The following is a 22,745-nucleotide window of genomic DNA, read 5'->3' as shown; positions in this document are numbered from 1 at the left end:
GAACCACGATGACAGCAGACACCGGCGACAACGGCCTCTGGCTGCGCCGATTCCACCCCACCGAGGACAGCAAGGTCCGGCTGGCCTGCTTCCCGCACGCCGGTGGCGCGGCCAGCTACTACTACCCGTTCTCGGCCGCGCTCACCCCCTCCATCGAGGTGCTGGCCGTGCAGTACCCGGGACGGCAGGACCGGCGGCTGGACCCGCGGATCGAGAACGTGCAGGAGTTCGCCAGGGAGATCGTCAAACCCCTGCTCGCCTGGACCGACCAGCCGCTGGCGCTGTTCGGGCACAGCATGGGCGCGAGCATCGCCTTCGAGGTCGCCACCCTGCTGGAGCAGGAGTTCGACGTGGTCCCGGCCGCGCTGTTCGCCTCCGGCCGCCGCGCCCCGTCCCGGCACCGGGACGAACGCGTGCACCAGCAGAGCGACGACGGCATCGTGGCTGAGCTGCAACGCCTCTCCGGCACCGACTCCGCGCTGCTGGGCGATGAGGAACTGCTGCGCATGGTGCTGCCCGCGATCCGCAGCGACTACAAGGCCGCCGAGACCTACCGCTGGCAAGGCGGGGTGCCGCTGTCCTGCCCGATCACCGCGATCGTCGGCGAGGCGGACCCCAGGGTCAACCTCGACGAGGCCACCACCTGGGGTGAGCACACCCGCGGCGAGTTCGCGCTGCGCACCATGCCCGGTGGCCACTTCTACCTCAACCACCACCAGTCGGACGTCGTCAACGAGATCTCCGACCAGCTCATCTCCTTCTGCGCCAAGGAGGCGTGATGTCCGACCGCACGCCGAGCCAGCTGGGCCTGCACCTGCAGATGACCCGTGGGCTCCAGTGGCACTTCGGCACCACCGGCGACCCGTACGCGCTCATCCTGCGCGCCCAGGCCGACGACCCCACCCCGTTCCACGCCATGGTCCGCGAACGCGGTGTGCTGCACCAGAGCCTGCTCGGCGCGTTCGTCACCGCCGACCCCGACCTGGGCCGCACCATCCTCACCGACCCGAGGCTGGGCCTGCGCAAGGCCGACGGCGAACCGCCGGTGCCGCAGGTGCTCCCGCTGGATGAGACCTTCCTCGGTCTTGGCGCGGCCGAGCACGCCCGGATCACCGAGCGCGCGGCGAACCTGCTCAGCGAACAGGCCGTGCACATCCACGAACCGCACGTCCGCCGCCTGGCCGAGGCCCGGGTCAGCGAGCGGGACAGCCGGTTCGACCTGGTGACCGACTTCGCCGCGCCGCTGGCGGTGGACCTCACCGCCGACCTGCTCGGCATCCCCGACGCCGACCGCGCGCACTTCACCAGCCTGTGCGCCGACCTGCGGCCCACCCTGGACTCCCTGGTGTGCCCGCAGCCGCTCGGCCCGACCAGGGCCCTGCTGGCCGCACTGGCCAACGTGACGAAGCTGTTGTCCGACATGGGCTGCACGGTGCCCGAGGCCCGGCACGCCGCGGTGATCACCGCCACCGCCGGGGTGGAGATCGGCACCACGCTGCTGGTGAACACGGTGCACGCGCTGCTGGCCCGCCCCGAGCAGTGGTCCAAGCTGGTCGGCGACCCCGGCCTGGCCGCCGACGCGGTCACCGAGACCCTGCGCTTCGACGCCCCGGTCCAGCTGCACACCAGGGTCGCCCTGGCCGACACCGAGTTCGCCGGCGTCGAGATCCCCAAGGACAGCCAGCTGGTGGTGCTCGCCGGGGCCGCAGGCCGTGATCCGGGGCTCTACGCCGACGCCGAGGAGTTCGAGCTGACCCGGGTGCCCGGCCCCGCGCCGCTGGCCTTCACCGGTGGATTCCACTGTGGACTGCTGGCCCCGCTGCTGCGGGTGCAGGCCGAGACCGCGCTGCGGGTGCTCGCCGAACACGCCCCCAAGCTGCGCCAGACCGGCAAGCTGTTGCGCCGCAGGCGCTCCCCGGTCCTGCGCGGCCCACTCAGCCTGCCCGTCACGGCCTAGCGTCCTAGCCGCCACCGCTTCCGGAAGGAGCCGCCGATGCGTGTGCTCATGACCTCCTTCGCGCACAACACCCACTTCTTCAGCATGGTGCCGCTGGCCTGGGCGCTGCGCACCGCGGGCCACGAGGTCCGCATCGCCAGCCAGCCCGCGCTCACCGACGCGATCACGCACGCCGGGCTCACCGCGGTCCCGGTCGGCGAGGACCACGTCATCCACCAGACCCGCGAGCAGGCCACCAGCGAGAAGCAGGCCGACCACCCGGAGATCAACTTCTCCGAGACCAGGCCGGAGGTGCTCACCTGGGACTACATGCTCGGCATGTACACCATGATGACGCCGATGTTCTACTCGTTGGCCAACAACGACTCCATGGTCGACAAGCTGGTCGCCTTCGCCCGTTCCTGGCAGCCGGACCTGGTCATCTGGGAACCGTTCACCTGGGCCGGCTCGCTGGCCGCGCGGGCCAGCGGGGCCGCGCACGCCCGGCTGCTCTGGGGTCCGGATGTGCTGACCCGCACCAGGAACCGCTTCCTGGAGCTGCACGAGCAGCAGCCAGAGCCGCACCAGGACGACCCGCTGGGCGAATGGCTGGGCTGGACCTGCGAACGCCTCGGCATCACCTTCGACGAGGAGCTGGTCAGCGGCCAGTGGACGATCGACCAGACCCCGGCCAGCACCCGGCTGCCGGTCGGCCAGCCCATCGTGCCCATGGGCTACGTGCCCTACAACGGGCCCGCGGTGGTGCCGGAGTGGTTGCGGGTCAAGCCTTCCCGGCCCAGGGTGTGCATCACCCTCGGCGTGTCCGCGCGGGAGAGCCTGGGCGGTGACTCGGTCTCCTTCACCGACCTGGTCACGGCCATGGCCGACCTGGACATCGAGATCATCGCCACCATGAGCGCGGCCCAGCAGGCCGAGCTCACCGAGGTGCCGGAGAACCTGAAGCTGGTGGAGTTCGTGCCGCTGCACGCGCTCATGCCCACCTGCTCGGCGATCATCCACCACGGCGGCGCGGGCACCGCGGCCACCGCGATGCTCTACGGCGTGCCGCAGCTGCTGCTGCCGGAGATGTTCGACGCGGTGCTCAAGGCCCAGCAGCTGGAGGGCATCAACGCCGGCCTGTACGTGCGCCCGGCCGAGCTGACCGCGCAAGCCCTGCGGGACAAGCTCATCCGCCTGCTCACCGACCCCGCCTTCAGCGAGGGCGCGGCCAGGCTGCGCGGCGAGGTGCTCGCCGACCCCAAGCCCAACGAGATCGTCCCGGAGCTGGAGCGCCTGGTCGCCCAGCACCGTGCCCCGGTCCCCTCAGCGTAAGGAAACCCATGTACGACACCGAGTTGGCGGACGTCTACGACGCCATCTACCGAGGCCGGGGCAAGGACTACCCGGCCGAGGCCGCCCAGGTGCACGGGCTGATCACCGCGCGCAAGGCGGACGCGACCGACCTGCTCGACGTGGCCTCCGGCACCGGCGCGCACCTCGGCCCGTTCACCGAGCTCTTCGGCCACGTGGAGGGACTTGAGCTCTCCGAGGCCATGGTGCGCATCTCCAGTGACCGCTTCCCCGAGGTCACCGTGCACCAGGGCGACATGCGCGAGTTCGACCTCGGCCGCACCTTCCACGCGGTCACCTGCATGTTCAGCTCCATCGGCTACATGGCCGACCAGGACGAGCTGGACCGCGCGCTGGCCGCCTTCGCCCGGCACACCGAGCCCGGCGGCGTGATCGTGATCGAACCCTGGTGGACGCCGGAGAAGTTCCTGGACGGCTACGTCGGCGGCGACGTGGTCCGGGTGGACGGCCGCACCATCGCCAGGGTCTCGCACTCCCGCCGCGAGGGCGACTACACCCACATGGACGTGCACTACACGGTCGCCGAGCCGGACAAGGGCATCGAGCACTTCACCGACACGCACGTCATCACCCTGTTCACCCGCGAGCAGTACGAGACCGCCTTCGAGCGGGCCGGCTGCGTCGTGGAGTTCGTCGAAGGCGGCCCGTCCGGCCGCGGTCTGTTCGTGGGAGTCGTGAAGTGAGACGCAGCAAGAAGCTGTTGGCCGCACTGGCTTTGACCGCCGCCACCACCCTGGTGGCGAGCACCGGGGCCACCGCGGCAACGGTCAGTGGGCGCACCGGGACGCACCCGCTGGTCGCCCAGATGACCCTGGACGAGAAGCTCTCGTTCGTGCACTGGACGGTCGCCTTCACCGGCCCGTTCAGCGTCGGCTCGCTGCCCGGCGTGCCGCGGCTGAACATCCCGGAGATCCGCTCCGCCGACGGCCCCGCGGGTATCCGGCTGAACAACCAGCCGGCCACCGCGATGCCGGCGCCGGTCGCGCTCGCCGCCACCTTCGACGACGAGCTGGCCCGCAAGTACGGCGAGGTCATGGGCCGCGATGGCCGTGCGCTGCAACAGGATGTGGTCTTCGGCCCGATGATGAACATCATCAGGGTGCCGCAGGCCGGCCGGAACTTCGAGACCTTCAGCGAGGACCCGCTGGTCTCCGCGCGCACCGCGGCCGCGCAGATCAGGGGCATCCAGAGCCAGGGCCTGATCGCCACCGCCAAGCACTACGCGGCGAACAACCAGGAGCACAACCGGCAGAACATCAACGTCACCGTCGATGAGCAGACCCTGCGCGAGATCGAGCTGCCCGCGTTCGAGGCCTCGGTCAAGGCAGGCGTCAGCTCGGTGATGTGCGCCTACAACAAGGTCAACGGCACCCCGTCCTGCGGGCACCAGGAGCTGCTCACCTCGATCCTGCGCGAGCAGTGGGGTTTCCAGGGCTGGGTGATGTCGGACTGGCTGGCCACGCACAGCACCGACTCGATCAGCAAGGGCCTGGACCAGGAACTGGGCATCGACTGGAGCCAGGGCGTCGAACACGGCATCCCCGGTGGCCTGCACTTCGGCAAGAAGCTGAAGGAGGCCGTGCAGAACGGCCAGATCCCGATGTCCACATTGGACAGAGCGGTGAGCAGGATTGTCGGCCAGCTGGACCGGCACGGCCTCATCGGCGCCAACCCGCGCCCCCGGCCGACCCGCGACCTGGCCACCGCCAACGCGGTCACCCAGCAGGTCGCCGAGGCCGGTGGTGTGCTGCTGCGCAACCAGAACCAGGCCCTGCCGCTGCTCGCCGGTGACGGCGCCAGCATCGCGGTGATCGGCCCGCGCGCCAAGGACCCCAAGGTCACCGGCCTGGGCAGCGCGCACGTGGTGCCGGACAGCGCCAAGGCCCCGATCGACACCATCCGCGCCCGCGCCGGAGCGGGCGCCACGGTGACCTACTCCGCCGGTGAGGAGCTCGTCGGCTCGCCGATCCCGGCAGGCACGCTGACCCCGGCGTTCCCGACCGGCACCGTGCTCCAGCCGGGCACCGCGGGCCAGTTCTACGAGGGCACCCTGACCGCGCCGGTCACCGGCGACTACCGGATCGCCATCGAGGCCACCGGCGGTTTCGCCACGGTGCAGATCGGCAACCAGACCCCGATCGAGGCCGGCGAGGTCTACGGCAAGATCACCAGCGCGGTGGTCCACCTGACCGCGGGCACCCACAAGATCACCATGTCCGGCTCGGCCCCGGTGGCGTCCTCGCTGTCGGTCAAGCTCTCCTGGGTCACCCCGGAGGCCGCCGAGGCCGCGATCGTGGCCGCGGTGCAGGCCGCCAAGACCGCCCGCACCGCGGTGGTCTTCGCCTACGACGACGGCATGGAGGGCTACGACCGGGCCAACCTGTCCCTGCCCGGCCGCCAGAACAAGCTGATCACCGAGGTGGCCAAGGCGAACTCCAACACGGTGGTCGTGCTCAACACGGGTTCGTCGATCACCATGCCCTGGCTGGACAAGACCGCCGCGGTGCTGGACATGTGGTACCCCGGCCAGACCGGCGCCGAGGCCACCACGGCACTGCTGTTCGGCGACACCAACCCCAGCGGCAAGCTCACCCAGACCTTCCCGCTGGACGAGAACAGCCACCCGGTGGCCGGCAACCCGGAGCGCTACCCCGGTATCGGCAACGAGCAGAAGTACACCGAGGGCATCCAGGTCGGCTACCGCTGGTACGACAAGCAGAAGGTCAAGCCCCTGTTCCCGTTCGGCCACGGCCTGTCCTACACCTCGTTCACCTACACGGACCTGGCGACCAAGGTCGTCGCGGACGGTCTGGAGGTGAGCTTCTCCTTGCGCAACACCGGAATCCGGAAGGGCAAGGAGGTGCCGCAGGTGTACCTGGGCGCGAGCCCGCTGGTGAGCGCGCCGCAGGCGGAGAAGGCGCTGGCGGGGTACGCGAAGGTGGAGCTGCTGCCGGGGGAGACCAAGCGGGTCACGGTGAAGGTGGACGCGCAGCGGTTGAAGTACTGGAACTCGGCTGCTGACCGGTGGATGACGGGGGCGGGGGTGCGGACGGTGCAGGTTGGCGGATCGTCGGCGCAGCTGCCGTTGAAGGGGTCGGTTGTGGTGGCTCCGTAGCCGGATCGGCTGGATTGGTCGGGGGCCCGGACGCGGGGATGCGTCCGGGCCCCTTGGCTTGGGTGGGAAGGACTCCGTCTCCAGCGCAGGCTCCCGCTCACTCCCGGCTCGCTCACTGCCACTTCCTCGCCCTGCCTCTCGTCCCGCCCCTCTTCTCCCAACCCGCTCATCCACCCCTCTCCCACCCCTCTCCCGCCCCTCGCCCGCCCCTCTCGTCCACCCCCTTCACCAGCTCGCCCCCCCTTTAAGACGACCGGTCATGTTGAGACGACCGGTCACATTGAGATGACCGGTCATATTCAGGTCGACGGCGGCCGCTCTCGAATATGACCGGTCGTCTGAATATGACCGGTCGTCTTAAAGGGAGGGGAGAGAAGGGGCGGGAGGGGAGGGACCACCGGCAGATCCACCACTCCCGCCCTACGCTCCAAACCACCCCAAAAAATCCCCACCCCCTGTCGATCCCCCGCCCACCCCGTTCGACCTAGCAGTGAACGGGCCCACCGGACCCCGACCGACCCAGGGAGTTCCACCATGAAGTTCATGCTGATCATGCGCGCCACCGACGAGACCATCCAGGCGTACCAGGACGTCGACTTCGGCGAGATCATGGAGTCGATGGGGAAGTTCGCCGACGAGATGATCCGCGCCGGCGTCCTGGTCGCGACCGAGGGGCTGGACACCGCCGACGGGGTGGTCGTCGACTACTCGACCGAGCCGCCGGTGGTCACCGATGGGCCCTACGGGGAGACCAAGGAGCTGTTCGGTGGTTTCTGGATCTTGAACGTGGCGTCCAGGGAGGAAGCCGTGGAGTGGGCTCGGCGGGCGCCGATGACCGGGCCGGGGGCCAAGTGCGAGATCCGGCGGATCACCTCGATCGAGGAGTTCCCGCAGGACAACGTGTGGATCCAGAAGGAGCGGGCGTGGCGAGAGGCGACCGGGCAGCTCTGAGCGATGGCTGAACCGACCGGGCGGGCGGCGGTGGCCGCGGTGTGGCGGATCGAGTCGGCGCGGATCGTCGGCGCGCTCGCCCGCGGCACCGGCGACTTCGCGCTGGCCGAGGACCTCGCCCAGGAGGCGCTGGCCGAGGCGTTGGTGAGCTGGCCGCGGGAGGGGGTGCCGCGCAATCCGGCGGGGTGGCTGCTCACCGTGGGCAGGCGCCGGGCCATCGACGCCTTCCGCAGGCGCGCCGCGCTCGACCACCGGTACGCTGCCTTCGCCCGCGACCTGGACGACGGCGGGGCGTACGCCGGCAGCGAGCCCGCCGACAGCACCGACCTGCTGTGGGATCCGGACCAGCTCGACGACGACGTGCTGGCGCTGATGTTCATCTCCTGCCACCCGGTGCTGTCCAGGGAGGCCAGGGTGAGCCTGACCCTGCGCGTGGTCGGTGGCCTGACCAGCGACGAGATCGCCAGGGCGTTCCTGGTGCCGACCGCGACCGTGCAGGCCCGGATCACCAGGGCGAAGAAGACCCTGGCCGCGGCGCGGGTGCCGTTCGAGGTGCCGTCGGGGCGGGAGCGGGCGGAGCGGCTGGGGTCGGTGCTCAGCGTGGTCTACCTGATCTTCACCGAGGGGTCTTCGGCCAGCTCCGGCAGCGACCTGATCCGGGTCGACCTGGCAGGCGAGGCCCAGCGCCTGGCGCGGGTGCTCGCGCGGCTGATGCCCGCTGAGCCCGAGGTGCTCGGACTGCTCGCGCTGCTGGAACTGACCGCCGCGCGCTTCCCCGCCCGCGTCGGCCCGGACGGCGAACCGGTGTTGCTGGAGCACCAGAACCGCGGCCGCTGGGACCAGGCCGCGATCCGCCGGGGCCGGGCCGCGCTGACCCGCGCCCAGCGAGTCGGCCGCGGGCTCGGCGCCTATGGCGTGCAGGCCGCGATCGCGGAATGCCATGCCGTGGCGGAGTCGGTGGCGGCGACGAACTGGGCGCGGATCGTGCTGCTCTACGAAGCGCTCGCCCGGGTCGCGCCGTCGCCGGTGGTCGAGCTCAACCGGGCGGTCGCGGTCTCCATGGCGCAGGGCCCGGCCGCGGCGCTGCCGATCGTGGACGAACTGGTGGCCGCGAAGGCCCTGCCGACCTCGCACCTGCTGCCCAGCGTGCGCGGGGAGCTGCTCACCCGCCTGGGGCGCGCCGAGGAGGCGCGAGCGGAGCTGGCGCGGGCGATCGGCTTGTGCGGCAACGAGAAGGAACGGGCCCTGCTGGCCCGCAAGATCGCCGACCTCGGCCGGGGCTGAGAGCCGGAGCTGACGGCTGGGGCTGGGCCGAGACCGGCGCGGCAAAACGGCGCTGGGGTGCGGCCCGGGTGTCAGCACACATCCGGGCCGCGGCCCCTACTCGGCGGCGCAGGCGGCCCGGACCGCCGTGATCACCGCGTCCACCTGCTCATCCGGCAGGTGCGGGCCGATCGGCAGGCTCAGCACCTGCTCGGCCAGTCGTTCCGCCACCGGCAGCTCGCCCCAGGCCCCCGAGGCGTATGCCGGCGACCGGTGCACCGGCACCGGGTAGTGGATCAGCGTGCCGATCCCGGCCGCGGTCAGCCGCTCCTGCACCGCCGCGCGGTGCCGGCAGCGCACCACGAACAGGTGCCACACCGGTTCCGCCCACTCCGCCACCACCGGCAGCGCCAGGCCCTCGATACCGGCCAGCTCGCGCAGGTACCGCTCGGCGATCTGCTGCCGCCGGGCGTTCCAGCGATCCAGCACCGGCAGCTTGACCCGCAGCATCGCGGCCTGCAGCTCGTCCAGCCGGGAGTTGGTCGCCTGGATCTCGTGCTGGTACTTCACCCGCGACCCGTAGTTGCGCAGCAGCCGCAGCTTGTCCGCCAGCTCGGCCGAGGAGGTCACCACCGCGCCGCCGTCGCCCAGCGCACCGAGGTTCTTGCCGGGGTAGAAGCTGAACCCCGCCGCCAGCGAGCCCGCGCCGACCCGGCGGCCCTTGTACCGCGCGCCGTGCGCCTGCGCGGCGTCCTCCACCACGTGCAGCCCGTGCGCCGCGGCGATCTCGCCGAGCGCGTCCAGGTCCGCGGGCTGGCCGTACAGGTGCACCGGCATGATCGCCTTGGTGCGCGCGGTGATCGCCGCCTCGACCTGCTTCGGGTCGATCAGCTGGGTTTCCTCGTCCGGCTCCACCGGAACGGGCGTGGCGCCGACCGCGGAGACGGCCAGCCAGCTGGCGATGAAGGTCGCGCTGGGCACGATCACCTCGTCGCCGGGACCGATGTCCAGGGCGCGCAGCACCAGCTCCAGCGCGTCGCAGCCACTGCCCACGGCCACGCAGTGCTCGGCCTCGCAGTAGGCGGCGAACTCGGCCTCGAAGGCGGCGAGCTCGGGGCCCAGCAGGAACCAGCCGGAGTCCAGCACCCGGCGGTAGGCGGCGTCCAGACCGGCGCGCAGTTCCTCGTGCGGCGCCTTCAGGTCAAGAAAGGGAACGGTCATCAGAGTTTCCTGGCGTCGCGCTGGAAGTCGGCGTACTCGCGGTAGTAGTCGGCCTCGTCGTAGTGCGTGGAGGCGAGTACCAGTCCGACCGCGCCGGGGGAGAAGTTAATCAGGTTCCGCCACACCATCGGGCCGACGTAGAGACCGCGGCTGGGATTGTCCAGGTGGAAACGATCCCGGTACTCGCCGTCGTCGACGGTGATGTCGAACTTGCCGTGCACCGCGACGATCAGCTGTTCCAGGTTGCGGTGCCCGTGCGCGCCGCGGATGGTGGTCGCGGGCAGGTCGTACAGGTAGTACACGCGCTTGATGTCGAACTTGATCTCCTTGCCCGCCTCCACCACGCACAGGTTGCCGCGCGGGTCGTTGTGCTCGGGCAGATCGACCATCCGGCAGGGTTCGACCTTGCCGACCAGAATTCCTTCTTCATTTTTGTAGGCGGGCATGACAACCCCCAGGGGTCTCGCCGCACAATGCGACGGCGAATGAACGGCGAATTGATTCCGGAAAATCGTAGGCCGGGGATCCCCCCTACTTTTAACCCCTACGAGCCCCTAAGAACCCATTCGCCGTCCACCCACCCCTGAGGGTTTATGCACTTACCGCCGCGTCCGGACTGTGCAGCCCGGCCGGTAGGTCAGCCCGTCTGGTCACGTTCAGCTTCTTGTACACCCGGGTCAGGTGCTGCTCGACCGTGCTGATCGTGATGCACAGCTTGCTGGCGATCTGCCGGTTCGTATGCCCCTGCGCGGCCAGCGCGGCCACCCGCTGCTCGGCGTCGGAAAGCGCGGTCATCCGATCCGCGTCCACCTCCACCGGGGCGGGCAGGGGCTCGGCCTCGACGCCGGCCTGACCGGGCACCAGCTCCTCGCACAGCGGCGAAGCCTGGCACTCCCGCGCCAGGTGCCAGGCCCGGCGCAAGGTCATCCGCGCCTGGGTGGAGTCCGCGTCCAGCTGCGCCCTGCTCAGCTCGCCGAGTGCCCTGGCCAGCTGCAACCGGTCGCCACCGGCACGGGAGAGCTCGACCGCCTCGGTGAGCAGCTGGGTGCGCCGGTGCGGTTCGCTGATCGAGGCCAGCAGCCGCAGCGCGACCCCCCGGATCCGCGGCCGGCCACCGCAGTCCATGGCCAGCTGCTCCTCCAGCAGGGCCCGCGCCTCGTGGTGTTTGCCCAGCCGGATCAGCACCTCGGCGGCGTCGCTGCGCCACGGCACGAACGAGGGGCGGTCCATGCCCCACTCGGCCATCAGCTCCCCACACAGCCGGAAGTCGCCCAGCGCCGCGTAGAGCCGGTCCGCGGCCAGGTGGCAGCGGCCGCGCGCGGAGAGGTACTGCAAGCCGAAGGTCGACTCCAGCATCGCGTCCGGGGTCGGCAGGTTGAGCAGCTCCTCGGCCTCGGCCAGCTTGCCCATCTCGGTCAGCGCCACGATCAGGCTGCCAAGGGGACCCCCTACCGCCACCCCCCAGGTGTGCGGGGTGGTGTGCCGCAGCGCGGCGCGGGCGTGCAGCTCGGCGCCGGGCAGATCGCCCTGGCGCAGCGCCATCGCGGCCCTGGCCGAGGCGAACATGGCGTGCCAGCCCGGCGCGTTGCGCTCGGCCGACTCGGCCAGCAGGGCGTCCGCCCAGGGCAGCGCCTTGTCCAGCCGGTCGGCGAAGTAGAGCACCATCAGCGCGGAGACCAGCGCGTCGAAGGTCTTCTCGGACAGCCGGGAGCCCTGCAGCACCTGCTCGGCGTCCATGATCGCGGTCTCCTCGGGACCGTCCGCGATCACCCGGCGCAGCGCCAGCCCGGTCTGCAGGCGGGGGTCCCGCGCCGCGCCCAGGGCGATCGCCTCGGGCGCCAGCTCGGCCTCGGGCAGCCTGGACAGCAGCGGCGGGTGCATGCTGTACATCCACTCCCGGGTGATCGCCAGCTCCAGCGCGGTCTGCCGGTCGGTCTGCCCGACCGTCGCGCTCAGCTGGTTCAGCGCCTCGGCGGCCTCGTCGTTGCGGCCGTGCAGCAGCAGGCAGCGCACCGAGGTCAGCGCGTCCCTGGTGTTCAGCGTGCCCTTGCGCAGCGCCTCGGTCAGCTCGGCCAGGTGCCGGGCCACCACCGCCGGGTTCGCCCTGCGGGCCAGGCCCACCAGCATCATCCGGATGGTCGACCGGTTCTGGTCGTCGGTGCAGCTGCGGTGCGCCAGCTCCAGGCACTCCACCGCGTACTCCACCCGGTCCTCGGTCAGCGCGTGCTCACCGGCGGACCAGAGCACCTGCACCGCCCACTGCCCGCTGATCCGTCCGGCGGCCAGCAGGTGCTCGGCGATCGGCGCGGGCGGCTCGCCCGCCAGGTGCAGCCGGTGCGCGGCCCGCAGGTGCAGCTCGGCGCGGTCGTAGGCGGACAGGTCGGCCAGCACCGCGGCGCCCACCGCCGGATGCCGGAACCCGCCGCGCCGGGCCAGTCCGGCCCCGAACAGGGTGTCCACCGCCTGCGCCACCGTCTGCGGCGGGAGCTCCAGCAGCCCGGCCAGCGGCTCGGTCTCGGTGTCGCCCAGCACCGCGATGCCCTGCGCCGCCCGCAGCAGCGACGGGTTGCTGCGGTGCAGGCAGGCCAGCACGGCCTGGCTGAACGCCTCGCCGACGCTGAGCCCGCCAGGGGTCAGCGCGGAGTGCTGGTCCTCCGCCAGCGCGCGCACCAGCAGCGGGTTGCCGCCGGTGAGCTCGTGGCAGTCGGCGGCAAGGTGCACCGCGCCGGGCAGCTCCTGGGCCAGCATCTCGGCCACCCCGCGCACCGACAGCGGGGTCAGCCGGATCCGCCGGAAGTGCGGCTGCCGCAACAACTCCGTGCGGAAGGCCGGATGCGCCGGCGCCGCGCCGGTGAGCTCGGTGAACAGCACCAGCACCCGGTGCGCGCGCTGTCTGCGGGTCAGGTCCACCAGCACCCGGACCGAGGCCACGTCCGCGTGGTCCACGTCGTCGATGCTGAGCACCAGCATCGAGTCCTGGGACAGCGCGAGCAGCGTGTCGGCCAGGTCGTGCGCGATCCGCGCCTGGACCCGCTCGGTCACCTCGTTGTCCGGTTCGGTGCGGGTGGCGGTGGCCTGGCCCTCATCCAGCAGCGCCAGCACCCTGGCCAGCGGTTCCGGCGCCAGTGCCGCGCCCCGCAGCAGCTGGCGCAGCAGGCCCAGCGGCATGTTCCGCTCCGCGCGGGTCCCGGTCGCGGTCAGCAGCAGGGCACCGGCGGCGCGCGCGTTCTCCCCGAACACGTGCAACAACTCGGTCTTGCCGCTGGCCACCGGCCCGGTCACCATCGCGACCCGGCCCCGGCCTTCCGCCGTGTCGGCGAGTAATCGTCGCAGGAAGTCCAGCTGTCCGTCCCGCTCGGCCAAGGCCATGCGAGATTCACCCCATCCCCAGTCCCCAGTGGATAGCCCGTTAGGGTGACGGGCTACTCATTCGGCCGAGGGATGAGAGCTGCGCCACTCCCTCTCACGACCGAAAATCACCATAACAGGCAGTTTCTGCCAAGTTCGAGCCTAAACAAGTGACGTGAATCCCAGCCCCGTGCGCATCAAATATTCGGTACGTCAGAGCGACGTCAAGTTTCTCGCCGGTTGTCAGCGCGCAGCCCCGGCGAACCCCCGGCAGAGCAGCGCGTCCGGGGTGCGCGCCGAGCCGATCCGCCCGGTCCAGGCCACCCCGGCCAGCACCTCGCCGTCCGCGCACTGACCCTTGTGCCGCCCGGGCGCGAACTCCCCGCCCCGGGTGCTCGCCCGGTTGTCGCCCCGGTCGAACCACACCGTCCGGTCCGGCCCGCCGATCGACCGGCCGGCCGGGGCGCACAGCAGCGCCGAGACCGCCGCGCCACGCACGCTGTAGCCGATGGCCTGCTGCCCGGCCGGGCACTGGAACTTGGTGTAGCCGCTCGCCCAGTCCGCGGTCACGAACCGCTCATCGGTCACCACCTGGTGGCTGGTCGGCACCGGCAGCGGGCCGCCGGCGTCGGTGCACAGGCCGCGGTTGCCGGTGTGGCTGAGCCCGATCAGCCGCTGACCGTCCGGGCAGACCGCCTTGCGCGCGCCGGAGTCCCAGTCCGGCAGCCCGCGCATCCGCACCGACTGCACCAGGTCGCCGTGGTCGATGGCCAGCTGCCGCCATTGCGGCACAACGGGAACCGGCCCGGTCTTACCGGAGGCGGCGATCAGCCTGCGCCAGGCCGGCGCGCGCCAGTCGTCGCCGTCCTCGAGGAACATCCGCTTGCCCGCCGCGTCCCAGTGCGCCAGCGCCCAGCCGTTGCCGCGCCGGTTCTCATGCCAGCCGACCAGCGGCCAGTAGGCGAAGTCCGCGTCCGCCTTGATCAGCTCGTCCACGAAGTTCTCGAACCAGGCCCTGGGTTTCGCGCCGGTCTCCTCCCGGCCGCCCACGCCGAACTCGCTGACCCACACCGGCGCGGTGAAGTGCTGACCCTGTTCGGTGACGAAGAAAGCCTGCCGCCGCAACACCTCCGCCAGCTCGGCCCGGCTCAGGTCCTGGTAGCGCGGATCGCTGGTCTCGCCGATCCCGGTGGCCCCGCTGTGGTTCGGCCCGGTGTAGCCGTAGAAGTGCGCCGCGTAAACCAGCTTTCCCGAGTGCGCCAAGGTGTTCGACAGCGTGCGCACCGGCTCCAGCGTCGGCCGCCCGTGCGGCAGGCCGTTGACCGGGATGCCGAACCAGTTGATCCCCTCGATCACGATCAGCAGGTCCGGGTTGGCCTCGCTGAGGATCCGGTCGCCCGCCCGCTGCGCCGCCGCGTGCCAGTCCCTGGCATCGCCGAGGCCCCAGTTGGGATCGTCGAGCACGTTGCGCCGCACCTCGTTGTACAGGTCCGCGCCGACCACCCGGGGGTTGGCCCGGTAGCGGCGGGCCATGAACAGCCAGTCCTGCTCCCACCGCGCCGCCGTCTGCGCGGTGTTCCAGCGCTCGTTGCCGTCCACTCCGCAGCACCAACGGCTGGTCGTGGTGTGGTTGTTCAGGAAAACCGCGAACCTCGCCGCGGTCAGCGCGGACACCACCGCGTCATAAACACCAAGGGGCGTCTTTCCGCGCAGCTGCGGGTTCGCCGCCACTGCCCGATCGGGCACCGGCGCGGTCTCGTGGATCATCTGGTTCGAGAACGGCAGCCGGATGCTGTTGAGCCCCAACGCCTGGAAGCTGCCGATCAGCTCGGCCAGCGGCGCCCGGTCCAGGCCGAGCGGGATGCCGGAGCTCATCTCCCCGGCGTGGTGGTTGGCCGGATCGGTGACCTCGCCGCTGCCGTTGTAGGTGCCGCTGGCGCCGTGCCAGTTCCCGGCGCGCAGTCGAAACCGGTTTCCGTCCGCGTCCACCACGTACCGGCCCCGGGTGCTCAGCGGCCCCCGCCAGTCCTCGGTAAACGCTTGCACCGGTACCGGAACTGTCAGCAGGGAGGCCAGAACTGTCACAACCACAAGGGCCGAGCTGGGCAGATGCCACTTCATACGGTCATGGTGGCGATGCACACAGTGGCCGCGGAACCGACGAACGGCGGCCAGGTGTATGAATGAACATGGGGTGGGGACCCACGCGAACGAGGGACAAGTGGTGATCTTCTGGGACCGGGTCGACAGCACGATAATCGGGTACTGCGGGGCTGACCAGGTCGAATGGCTACGTCAGCGGCTGACCGAGTTCGCCGCGCTGATCGACTGGCGGACCGCGCAGTACACCACCGACTACCCGCTCGGCGCCGAGCTCGGCCTGCCCCTGCCCACCGGCCCCAGCAACGAACCCGCGCTGGAGTTCCTGCTCCGGATGAACCTGGAGGAGGACCTGCCCGAGGAAGCCAGACTGCTGTGGGAGCCCGACTTCCTCTGCTGGCTGCGCCAGGGCGTGGACCACGCGATCAACGTGCTGCCCGTCGACGGCGCGCCGATCGTGTTGCACGACAACCCGGAGACGCTGCGGCACTGGAACGCGGTGCTGTTCAACCTGCGGGTGGCCTACGCGGTGACCTGGGTGCCCGAGGTGCTGCTGCACGACGAGCTGCCCGAGCCGCCTGCCGACCTGCGCCCGCGCTACGACCACGCCCGCTGGCTGTGGGAAGCCGTGCACAGCCTGGCCAACTTCGCCGACGCCTGAGCCGTCAGGCCTGGCGGTAGGACTCGATCAGGCGCTTCAGGTGGCGGCCGGTGGTCTCCAAGGGCTCGACGCTGCGGGTGAGTTGGGCTGAGACTTCCGCGCCGCTGAGCGCGTTGATCACCGTGCCTGCCAGTTCCCGCGCGAGCTTTTCGTTGAAGCCGCTGGACTTCAGCTTCTCGAAGACCAGTCGCTCCCAGTTCGCGAAGGTCTCCGCGCAGGCCCGCTGGATCTCCGGCACCCGGCCCGCGGTCTCCAGCGCGGTCGCGGTGACCGGGCAGCCCTCCTCCCAGCCGGAGTCCCGCAGGTAGGCCCCGTTCATCGCGGCCACCTGGTACACCGCCTCGGCCGGATCCTCGTGCGCGGCCAGGATCTCGGTCAACATCTCGGCGAACTCCTCGTCCGCGTGCCGGACCGCGGCCACCGCCAGCTCCTGCTTGCCACCGGGGAAGAAGTGGTACACCGAGCCCAGGGTGGCGCTGGCCTCCCTGGCGATCTGCTTGATGCCGGTGCCCTCGTACCCCTGTCGCTGCATCAGCTTCGACGTGGTGTGCACGATCCGGTCGCGGGTGCCCAGTGCCTCAGTCACCGCCTCATCTTACTAAGTAGAGCGTTCGTTCTAGTGTGTGCTACGGTCCAGTCACTAAGTAGAGCGTTCGTTCTAGAGGAGGAATCCCTGTGGGGAAGGCAGTGACGATCGTGGGTCTGGGGCCGATGGGGCAGGCCATGGCCGCGGCTTACCTGGACCGCGGCTACCAGGTGACGGTGTGGAACCGGACCGCGAGCAAGGCCGACGCGCTGGTGGCCAAGGGCGCGGTGCGCGCGGAGACGGTGGCCGCGGCGCTCAAGGCAGGCGGACCGGTGATCCTCAGCCTCACCGAGCACTCCGCGATGTACGCGATCCTGGAACAGGCCACCGACGCCCTGGACGGCGTGGTGCTGATCAACCTCAGCTCCGACACCCCGGCGAAGTCCAGGGCCGCGGCCGAGTGGGCCATCGGGCACGGCGCGGCCTACCTGACCGGCGGTGTGCAGGTGCCGCCGTACCTGATCGCGACCGAGGGCGCGGCCAGTTTCTACAGTGGCCCCAAGGAGTTGTTCGAGGCGCACCGGGAGACCCTGGAGGTCATCACCGCGGCGGACTACCGCGGCGAGGACCAGGGCCTGGCCCCGCTGTACTACCAGCTCATGGCCACCATCTTCTGGACCAACATGACCGCGCACGTGCAGGCGCTGGCCATGGCCAAGGCCAACGGGATCAGCGCGATGGAGTACCTGCCCTACGCGCGCAACGCCGCTGACATCGGGCCGATCTTCATGGCAGAGACCTCGAAGGAGGTCGACGCCCGCGACTACCCCGGCGCGGACGCGGCCATGCTGATGAACACCGCCAGCGCCGAGCACGCGCTGGAGACCGCGCGGGAGTCCGGCGTGGACACCGCGCTGCCCGCCACGGTCGCGGCGATCTTCCGCCGTGCGGTGGAGGCCGGGTACGGCCAGAACGGGTTCGCCAGCATCTTCGAGGTGCTGCGCAAGCAGGACGCCTGAGCCCGGTTCCTACGTCTGGCAGGTGATGGCCGGATCCGCCTCGCTGAGGACTCCGGCGCATGCCCCCGCTGCCTAGCGTTGAGCAGGCAATGCAGGGAAGTCCAGCGGCTCGGTCACGGGTCGCGGAGCAGGGGAGTGGTCATGCGCGTCACGCTGGAGGTTTTCGGGTGGATCGCCCTGGTGAACGGGGTGGGGTCCTTCATCTCCCGTCAGGTCAACGGGAAGGACTGGTTCCTGATGAGGACCTTCAGTGAGTACCAGCCCGCGGCCAACGTGGTGGTCGCGGTGCTCGGCGTCGCGCTGTTGGTGGCCAGTTTCTCCATGAAAAAGAGCGAACAGCGCGCGTGACGCTTCGTGTCCTGGGTCGCTTCGCGCGGTTTTGCCGCCGGAGCGGCCCAGGCCGCCGTTTTCTCGGTATTACGCTTAAGGGAGCAGCCCGGCCGCTCGTGCCGCCAGTACCGCGCCGCCGCGGTCACTGACCTTGAGTTTGGTGAACATGCGCTGCAGATACGTTTTCACCGTCGGTTCGGTCACTGACAACCGCTGCGCGATCTCCCCGGTGCGATTCCCGGTGGCCACCAGCCGCAGCACCTGGAGCTCCCGCGCGGACAGCCTCGGCGTGCTGCCGCCGTCGCGCACCCTGGCCACCAGCTGCGGCAGCAGCGAGGTGGAGATCGGGGTGCCGCCGTTGCCCGCCCCGCGCACCGCGTTGATCAGCTCCGCACTGCCGGAGGACTTGAGCACGAACCCGCGCGCGCCCGCCTCCAGTGCCCTGACCACCTGGTTCCGGTCATTGGAGAAGGCCAGCAGCGGGATCCGGGGGAACACCCTGGCCGCCTTGCGGATGACCTCGACTCCGTCCCCGGAGAGACCCGTGGCGACGATCTCGACCAGCAGCACGTCCGGGGTCTCGACCGCGATACCCCTGGCGGCCTGCTCCCAGCCGGCCGCCCACCCGGAGAGGTAGATGTCGGACTGGTCCCAGAACGCGGCGCGCAGCCCCTGGGCCACGACCGGGTCCGGATCGATGAGGTAGACCTTGAATTCACGGGTGCTGGTGTGCGTCAGGTGGTGAGCCTGGAGCTGAGTGTTCATCGCATTCCCGAGGTCGATGGCGGTGGATGACATCGGGTGTCACCCTGATCGGAGTACAAGTTCGTCGACTTGGCGGTGGACAGATTTTGTGTTCCGATGGTCTGCGGGTCTCGTTCGCCCTGGCCTCCCCGGTCGCGACGATTTTTCGTGGGTGAACGCTAAACTTTTTTGTGAGTGTATCACGTTTGTGTATTCACGTTTGTATTCGCTTCAAACTTTTTATCCCGGGGTAACGTGCGCACTCCGTGTCAACACGAGTTGCGCGGCCTTCCGCACGCCGTCGGCTCGGACTTCGGCGGCCACCTCGCGGGCCCGGCTGGCAGTTTCCGGACACAGCGCCCTGCCCAGCGCGAGGTCCAGTGATCGCAGGTCCGGAGCCTCCGCGCCGATCCCGAGCACCTCGACCCGCCTGGCCCAGTAGTGCTGGTCGTAGTGCTGAGGAAGTACGACCTGCGGCGCCCCGGCCCGCGCCGCGGTGCTGGTGGTGCCCGCGCCCCCGTGGTGCACCACGGCGGCCACCTGCTGGAACAGGACCCGGTGGTTGGCCTCGCCGATCACCAGGCAGTCAGCGGCACCTCCCGGCCCCGCCAGACCCGCCCAGCCACGGGAGATGATCACCCGCCGCCCCGCCGCCCGCGCCGCCTCGACCATCGCCAGCCCGGCATCCGCGCCGTCGACCCCGGAGTAGCTGCCGAGCCCGAAGTAGATCGGCGGCTCGCCCGCCCGGATAAAGGATTCAACGTCGGCCGGTAACGCCCGCTCATCCGGCAACAGCCAGGCACCCGTCTGGCGGGCCGCCGGGCCACCTGGCGCCAGGAGGGGATCGGCGGCCAGCAACGGCCGCTCGGTCAGCACGTGCTCGCGCACCGCCAAGACCGGGGTCAGCCCGGCAGCCACCCGGTGCGCGTTGAGCACAGGCCCCCAGACCTCGTTCCAGCGCCGCGCGTCCGCCGCCCACAGCTCGTCAGGCTCACCCGCCTCGCGCGGCCACCCCGGCCACGGCGCGGGCGCGAGTCGCGAGTTCGGCAGCGCGGCCGGGCAGAACTCAGCGTGCACGTACCCGATCCCGGCCAACTCGGCCACCGAGCGCGCCGCCACCAGCACCGCCCCGCACCCCACCACCACATCGCAGTCCCGCGCCGCCGCGGGGAGTGCCGCGAACTGTGCCGCCACGGCATCCTCCGCTGCCCGCCGCCGCCCCGCCGGCGTGCTCAGCTCCCATCCCCTGTCCCGCATCCGCGGCCCAACCGGCGCCGCGGGAATCCCCCATCCCGCAACCCAATCGCACAGATCCGGCGACACGCATACCCGTACCCCGCAGCCCATCTCCTTGAGCCGCAACGCCAACGCCACCACCGGCTGCACCTCACCCCGCGACCCCATGGCCGCCAGCAACACCCGCACACACCCTCCTCGGTCCGGTCACTGCGCCACACAGTATCTGCGTGACGCAGTAATTGTGTCACGCAGTTATCGCTGCTACCGTCCCCGTGTGGCGAAGAAGCGCATGGGCAAAGCGGCTCAACAGGTCCTGTCCGCCCTCCCGGACTGGGGCAACACCACCGCCCAGCTCAACGCCGAGATCGCCGCCGACATGGGCGTCACCCTCACCGACCTCGACTGCCTGCACGCCCTCAACCAACACGGCCCCAGCACCGCCACCGGTCTCGCCGCACACGTCGGCCTGACCTCCGGGTCCGTTTCCCGGATGATCGACCGGCTGGCGACGGCCGGGTGCGTGGTCCGCGTGCCGGATCCCGGCGACCGGCGACGGGTGCTGATCGAGCCGACCGCCGAGGGGCTGGCCAGAGTGCGGGCCTACTACGAGCGACTGGCCGAGCACACCGCGGGGGACCTGGGCGAGTTCACCGAGGCCGAGTTGCAGGTGGTGCTGCGGTTCATCCAGCGGGTGCGCGACAACACCGCGGCCGAGCTGGCCCGGATGCGAGAACTGACCTACCGGTCGGCCGGGCGTTGAAGCTTGGTCGGTAACCGACGCGTGCGCTGCGTGTGCCGGTGTTCCCGCTGCGCCAGCACGTGCACCCGGACCGCGCGCAGTCCATCCTGGACGGCGCCACGCCGTACCGCCGCGGCCCGTCTGCCTGCTGCGGGACCTGGTTGAAGCGCACGCCACCGTGGCTGGTCCCCGCTTGCCCGCCCTCCATCCGCTCCGCCGAGTTGTGCGGCAACGGGCTTCCCTGTCCGAACCCACCGAATGATGCCGCCAGCCCGCCCAGCGGAAATGCCCAGGTCAATCCGTTAATCACGCATCGCTGTGCCCTGTGGCTTCAGTGCTGATCGAAACTGATGCGTTAGCGGTCAGCCGTGCCGCGATCGTCACAGTGACAGGCGGTTGCCTAGAGAGGAACAAGATCGGGCGAGATGACCGTCACTCTGGGTGGTTCTGACTTCGGAGAGTTACCGCTTTGTCCCCGAAAATGGGACCTAAACGCACCCGCTTGGCTCAATCTTGTTTCGTTCAATTGTGCTTCTCGGCCCAATTTATTTACTGATAGTTGGCCTATGTGTGCGGGGTCTCTTGTCGCCTGGCGGTCGCTAGTCCGTCTGGCGGTATTGACCAAGGGGGGTCGTGTTGCATTCTTGCCCCCGTTATGCGTTTGATCTGCCTTCGGGAGTCGCGGCCCGATGAGTCATGTCACCGATGAGGGGTCTGTCGTTCCATGTCGTCATACCGCGACGCCTGCGTGGCACAAGTCACCATTGAGGCCGAGTGGCTGTCCCGCACCCTGTCCACCCTGGTCCGCAAGCACCAGGTCCCCGGCGCTCAGCTCGCCGTGCACGTCAACGGGGAAACCCACACGGCCCAGGCCGGCGAACTGCGCTACGGTGGGGGACAGCCGGTAAATCCGGCCACTGCCTTCCCGATCGGCTCGGTCACCAAGGCATTCACCGCCACGCTGGCGATGCTGCTGGTGGCCGACGATGACCTCGAGCTCGATGCCGAGGCCACCGAACATCTGCCCGAACTGGGTGCTCCTCTGACCTTGCGCCAGCTGCTCAGCCACACGAGCGGGCTGGCCTCCGGCCCGGACTCGGCCGTCGCTGCCACGATGTCCCTGCGCCGCTATGTTTCCGAGCACTGCCGCACCCCCGAACTGGTGCTGCCCGCGGGTGCCGGGTTCTCCTACTCCAACCTCGGCTACGCCGTCGTCGGACGGCTCATCGAAGAGGTCACCGGCATGAGCTGGTGGGAGGCGATCGAGTCGATCCTCTTCCGCCCGTTGGGCATCAGGCCGTCGTTCGTGGTCGGGCCCAACCCGCTGACCTCGGCGAACGTCGCCAGCGGACACGCGGTCAACACCTCGCACGGACGCACCAGGCCGGTGGTGCAGTCACTCGCGCTGGGTGAGGCGCCGGCCGGCGCACTCGCCATCAGCGCCGCGGACCTGCTCCGTTTTGGTCTGCTGCAACTGGATCCGGCGACCACCGGACTGCCCGAACTGCTGCCCGCCGAGCTGGCCGCGGAGATGCGCCGCATCCAGCCGGGAGCCGATCCGATCGGCCTGGCCGACGGCTGGGGCCTCGGCTTCGGCGTCTGGCGCGAGGGCCTGCGGGAGTGGGTGGGCCACGACGGCAACGCCGACGGCACCGACGCGCACCTGCGGGTCAACGCCGACAGCGGCCAGGCGATCGCCTTCACCAGCAACGGCAACACCGGCATCGGCCTGTGGGCGGAACTGGTGGAGGAGCTGGCCGAGGCAGGCATCGAGGTGGGCAGCTACCGGCTGGAGGTGCCGGGACAGCGGGCCACCGTGCCGCCGGAGATCTTCGGCAGCTACCGCAACGGCGACACCGAGTACACCGTCACCCCGGCCGAGGACGCCACGCTGCGACTGGCCATCGACGGCGAGATCGTCGCCAGGCTCACCCCGCACGAAGGGCTCATGTTCGCCCAGCAGGACTGGGAATCGGGACAACTCGTGCACCCCGGTCGCTTTCTTCGCGACCCGGTGACCGGAGTCCTCGATCGAATTCAGGTTTCCGGCCGACTGGCCCGGCGTGAGGTCGGTAGCAGCCGCTGTTAGCGGCGCGATCCGGTCCGCTTCACCGCAGTTCCGCCCTGCCCCAGCATACGCCGTCTGCTGGCGCGGTTTTTGCCGTGCCTGAAAGGTTTTGAG

General features: G+C 70.3%; 19 protein-coding genes. 12 read left to right on the top strand and 7 right to left on the bottom strand.

Annotation, left to right across the window (positions count from 1 at the left end):
- Positions 1 to 8 precede the first annotated feature (8 nt).
- The 7 genes from M8C13_RS03345 (at position 9) to M8C13_RS03315 (ending at position 8,657) form a co-directional block, all read left to right on the top strand.
- Positions 9 to 779 carry a thioesterase II family protein gene (locus M8C13_RS03345; protein ID WP_252478949.1) on the top strand — a complete coding sequence of 257 codons (771 nt, stop codon included), beginning with the start codon at positions 9 to 11 and terminating at the stop codon, positions 777 to 779.
- Positions 779 to 1,957, top strand: a complete 1,179-nt coding sequence (locus tag M8C13_RS03340) for a P450-derived glycosyltransferase activator (RefSeq protein WP_252478948.1) — start codon at positions 779 to 781, stop codon at positions 1,955 to 1,957. Before M8C13_RS03345 ends, M8C13_RS03340 begins: the two co-directional genes overlap by 1 nt.
- Before the next feature lie 36 nt (positions 1,958 to 1,993).
- Positions 1,994 to 3,268 (top strand): activator-dependent family glycosyltransferase, encoded by a 1,275-nt coding sequence (locus M8C13_RS03335; protein ID WP_252478947.1) that lies wholly within the window; start codon positions 1,994 to 1,996, stop codon positions 3,266 to 3,268.
- Between the two features lie 8 nt (positions 3,269 to 3,276).
- The gene (locus M8C13_RS03330) at positions 3,277 to 3,990 is read left to right on the top strand and encodes a class I SAM-dependent methyltransferase (protein WP_252478946.1); all 714 of its coding nucleotides are present in this window, start codon (positions 3,277 to 3,279) and stop codon (positions 3,988 to 3,990) included.
- A complete protein-coding gene (locus tag M8C13_RS03325; RefSeq protein WP_252478945.1) occupies positions 3,987 to 6,422 on the top strand; it encodes a beta-glucosidase in 2,436 nt (811 codons plus the stop codon). Before M8C13_RS03330 ends, M8C13_RS03325 begins: the two co-directional genes overlap by 4 nt.
- 534 nt (positions 6,423 to 6,956) lie before the next feature.
- Positions 6,957 to 7,373 carry a YciI family protein gene (locus M8C13_RS03320; protein WP_252478944.1) on the top strand — a complete coding sequence of 139 codons (417 nt, stop codon included), beginning with the start codon at positions 6,957 to 6,959 and terminating at the stop codon, positions 7,371 to 7,373.
- A gap of 3 nt (positions 7,374 to 7,376) precedes the next feature.
- The gene (locus M8C13_RS03315) at positions 7,377 to 8,657 is read left to right on the top strand and encodes an RNA polymerase sigma factor (RefSeq protein ID WP_252478943.1); all 1,281 of its coding nucleotides are present in this window, start codon (positions 7,377 to 7,379) and stop codon (positions 8,655 to 8,657) included.
- A gap of 96 nt (positions 8,658 to 8,753) precedes the next feature.
- Here M8C13_RS03315 and M8C13_RS03310 read toward each other — a convergent pair whose 3' ends face one another.
- From M8C13_RS03310 to M8C13_RS03295, 4 genes are all read right to left on the bottom strand, one after another.
- On the bottom strand, positions 8,754 to 9,857 hold the full coding sequence (locus M8C13_RS03310; RefSeq protein ID WP_252478942.1) for a DegT/DnrJ/EryC1/StrS aminotransferase family protein: 1,104 nt from the start codon (positions 9,855 to 9,857) through the stop codon (positions 8,754 to 8,756).
- A complete protein-coding gene (locus M8C13_RS03305) occupies positions 9,857 to 10,303 on the bottom strand; it encodes an FdtA/QdtA family cupin domain-containing protein (protein WP_252478941.1) in 447 nt (148 codons plus the stop codon). Before M8C13_RS03305 ends, M8C13_RS03310 begins: the two co-directional genes overlap by 1 nt.
- A gap of 145 nt (positions 10,304 to 10,448) precedes the next feature.
- Positions 10,449 to 13,226: a LuxR family transcriptional regulator gene (locus tag M8C13_RS03300; protein WP_252478940.1), complete on the bottom strand. Its 2,778-nt coding sequence runs from the start codon at positions 13,224 to 13,226 to the stop codon at positions 10,449 to 10,451.
- Between the two features lie 222 nt (positions 13,227 to 13,448).
- Positions 13,449 to 15,251, bottom strand: coding sequence for a cellulase family glycosylhydrolase (locus M8C13_RS03295; protein WP_308202758.1), 1,803 nt, complete (start codon positions 15,249 to 15,251; stop codon positions 13,449 to 13,451).
- Between the two features lie 178 nt (positions 15,252 to 15,429).
- Here M8C13_RS03295 and M8C13_RS03290 point away from each other — a divergent pair, with 178 nt between their 5' ends.
- Positions 15,430 to 15,966: a hypothetical protein gene (locus M8C13_RS03290; protein WP_252478938.1), complete on the top strand. Its 537-nt coding sequence runs from the start codon at positions 15,430 to 15,432 to the stop codon at positions 15,964 to 15,966.
- A gap of 4 nt (positions 15,967 to 15,970) precedes the next feature.
- On the opposite strand, the gene M8C13_RS03285 is transcribed toward M8C13_RS03290, so the two are convergent.
- A complete protein-coding gene (locus tag M8C13_RS03285; RefSeq protein ID WP_252478937.1) occupies positions 15,971 to 16,552 on the bottom strand; it encodes a TetR/AcrR family transcriptional regulator in 582 nt (193 codons plus the stop codon).
- A gap of 101 nt (positions 16,553 to 16,653) precedes the next feature.
- Between M8C13_RS03285 and M8C13_RS03280 the strand changes: the two genes are divergently transcribed.
- Together M8C13_RS03280 and M8C13_RS03275 are read left to right on the top strand one after the other, a co-directional pair.
- On the top strand, positions 16,654 to 17,511 hold the full coding sequence (locus M8C13_RS03280; protein ID WP_252478936.1) for an NAD(P)-binding domain-containing protein: 858 nt from the start codon (positions 16,654 to 16,656) through the stop codon (positions 17,509 to 17,511).
- A 141-nt stretch (positions 17,512 to 17,652) separates the two neighbouring features.
- Positions 17,653 to 17,859 (top strand): hypothetical protein, encoded by a 207-nt coding sequence (locus M8C13_RS03275; RefSeq protein WP_252478935.1) that lies wholly within the window; start codon positions 17,653 to 17,655, stop codon positions 17,857 to 17,859.
- Positions 17,860 to 17,934: 75 nt separating this feature from the next.
- On the opposite strand, the gene M8C13_RS03270 is transcribed toward M8C13_RS03275, so the two are convergent.
- Both M8C13_RS03270 and M8C13_RS03265 read right to left on the bottom strand, forming a co-directional pair.
- The gene (locus M8C13_RS03270) at positions 17,935 to 18,639 is read right to left on the bottom strand and encodes a response regulator transcription factor (protein WP_252478934.1); all 705 of its coding nucleotides are present in this window, start codon (positions 18,637 to 18,639) and stop codon (positions 17,935 to 17,937) included.
- 186 nt (positions 18,640 to 18,825) lie between these two features.
- Positions 18,826 to 20,004, bottom strand: coding sequence for a glycosyltransferase (locus M8C13_RS03265; protein ID WP_308202765.1), 1,179 nt, complete (start codon positions 20,002 to 20,004; stop codon positions 18,826 to 18,828).
- Positions 20,005 to 20,098: 94 nt separating this feature from the next.
- On the opposite strand from M8C13_RS03265, the gene M8C13_RS03260 reads away from it, so the two are divergent.
- Together M8C13_RS03260 and M8C13_RS03255 are read left to right on the top strand one after the other, a co-directional pair.
- Complete coding sequence (locus tag M8C13_RS03260) at positions 20,099 to 20,584, top strand: MarR family winged helix-turn-helix transcriptional regulator (protein WP_252478932.1); 486 nt, start codon at positions 20,099 to 20,101, stop codon at positions 20,582 to 20,584.
- A 703-nt stretch (positions 20,585 to 21,287) separates the two neighbouring features.
- A complete protein-coding gene (locus tag M8C13_RS03255; protein ID WP_252478931.1) occupies positions 21,288 to 22,652 on the top strand; it encodes a serine hydrolase in 1,365 nt (454 codons plus the stop codon).
- The last annotated feature ends 93 nt before the right edge of the window (positions 22,653 to 22,745 follow it).

This window comes from Crossiella sp. SN42 (assembly GCF_023897065.1).
In the GTDB taxonomy this organism is placed as follows: domain Bacteria; phylum Actinomycetota; class Actinomycetes; order Mycobacteriales; family Pseudonocardiaceae; genus Crossiella.
This window is presented reverse-complemented; position numbering and strand designations above follow the sequence as displayed.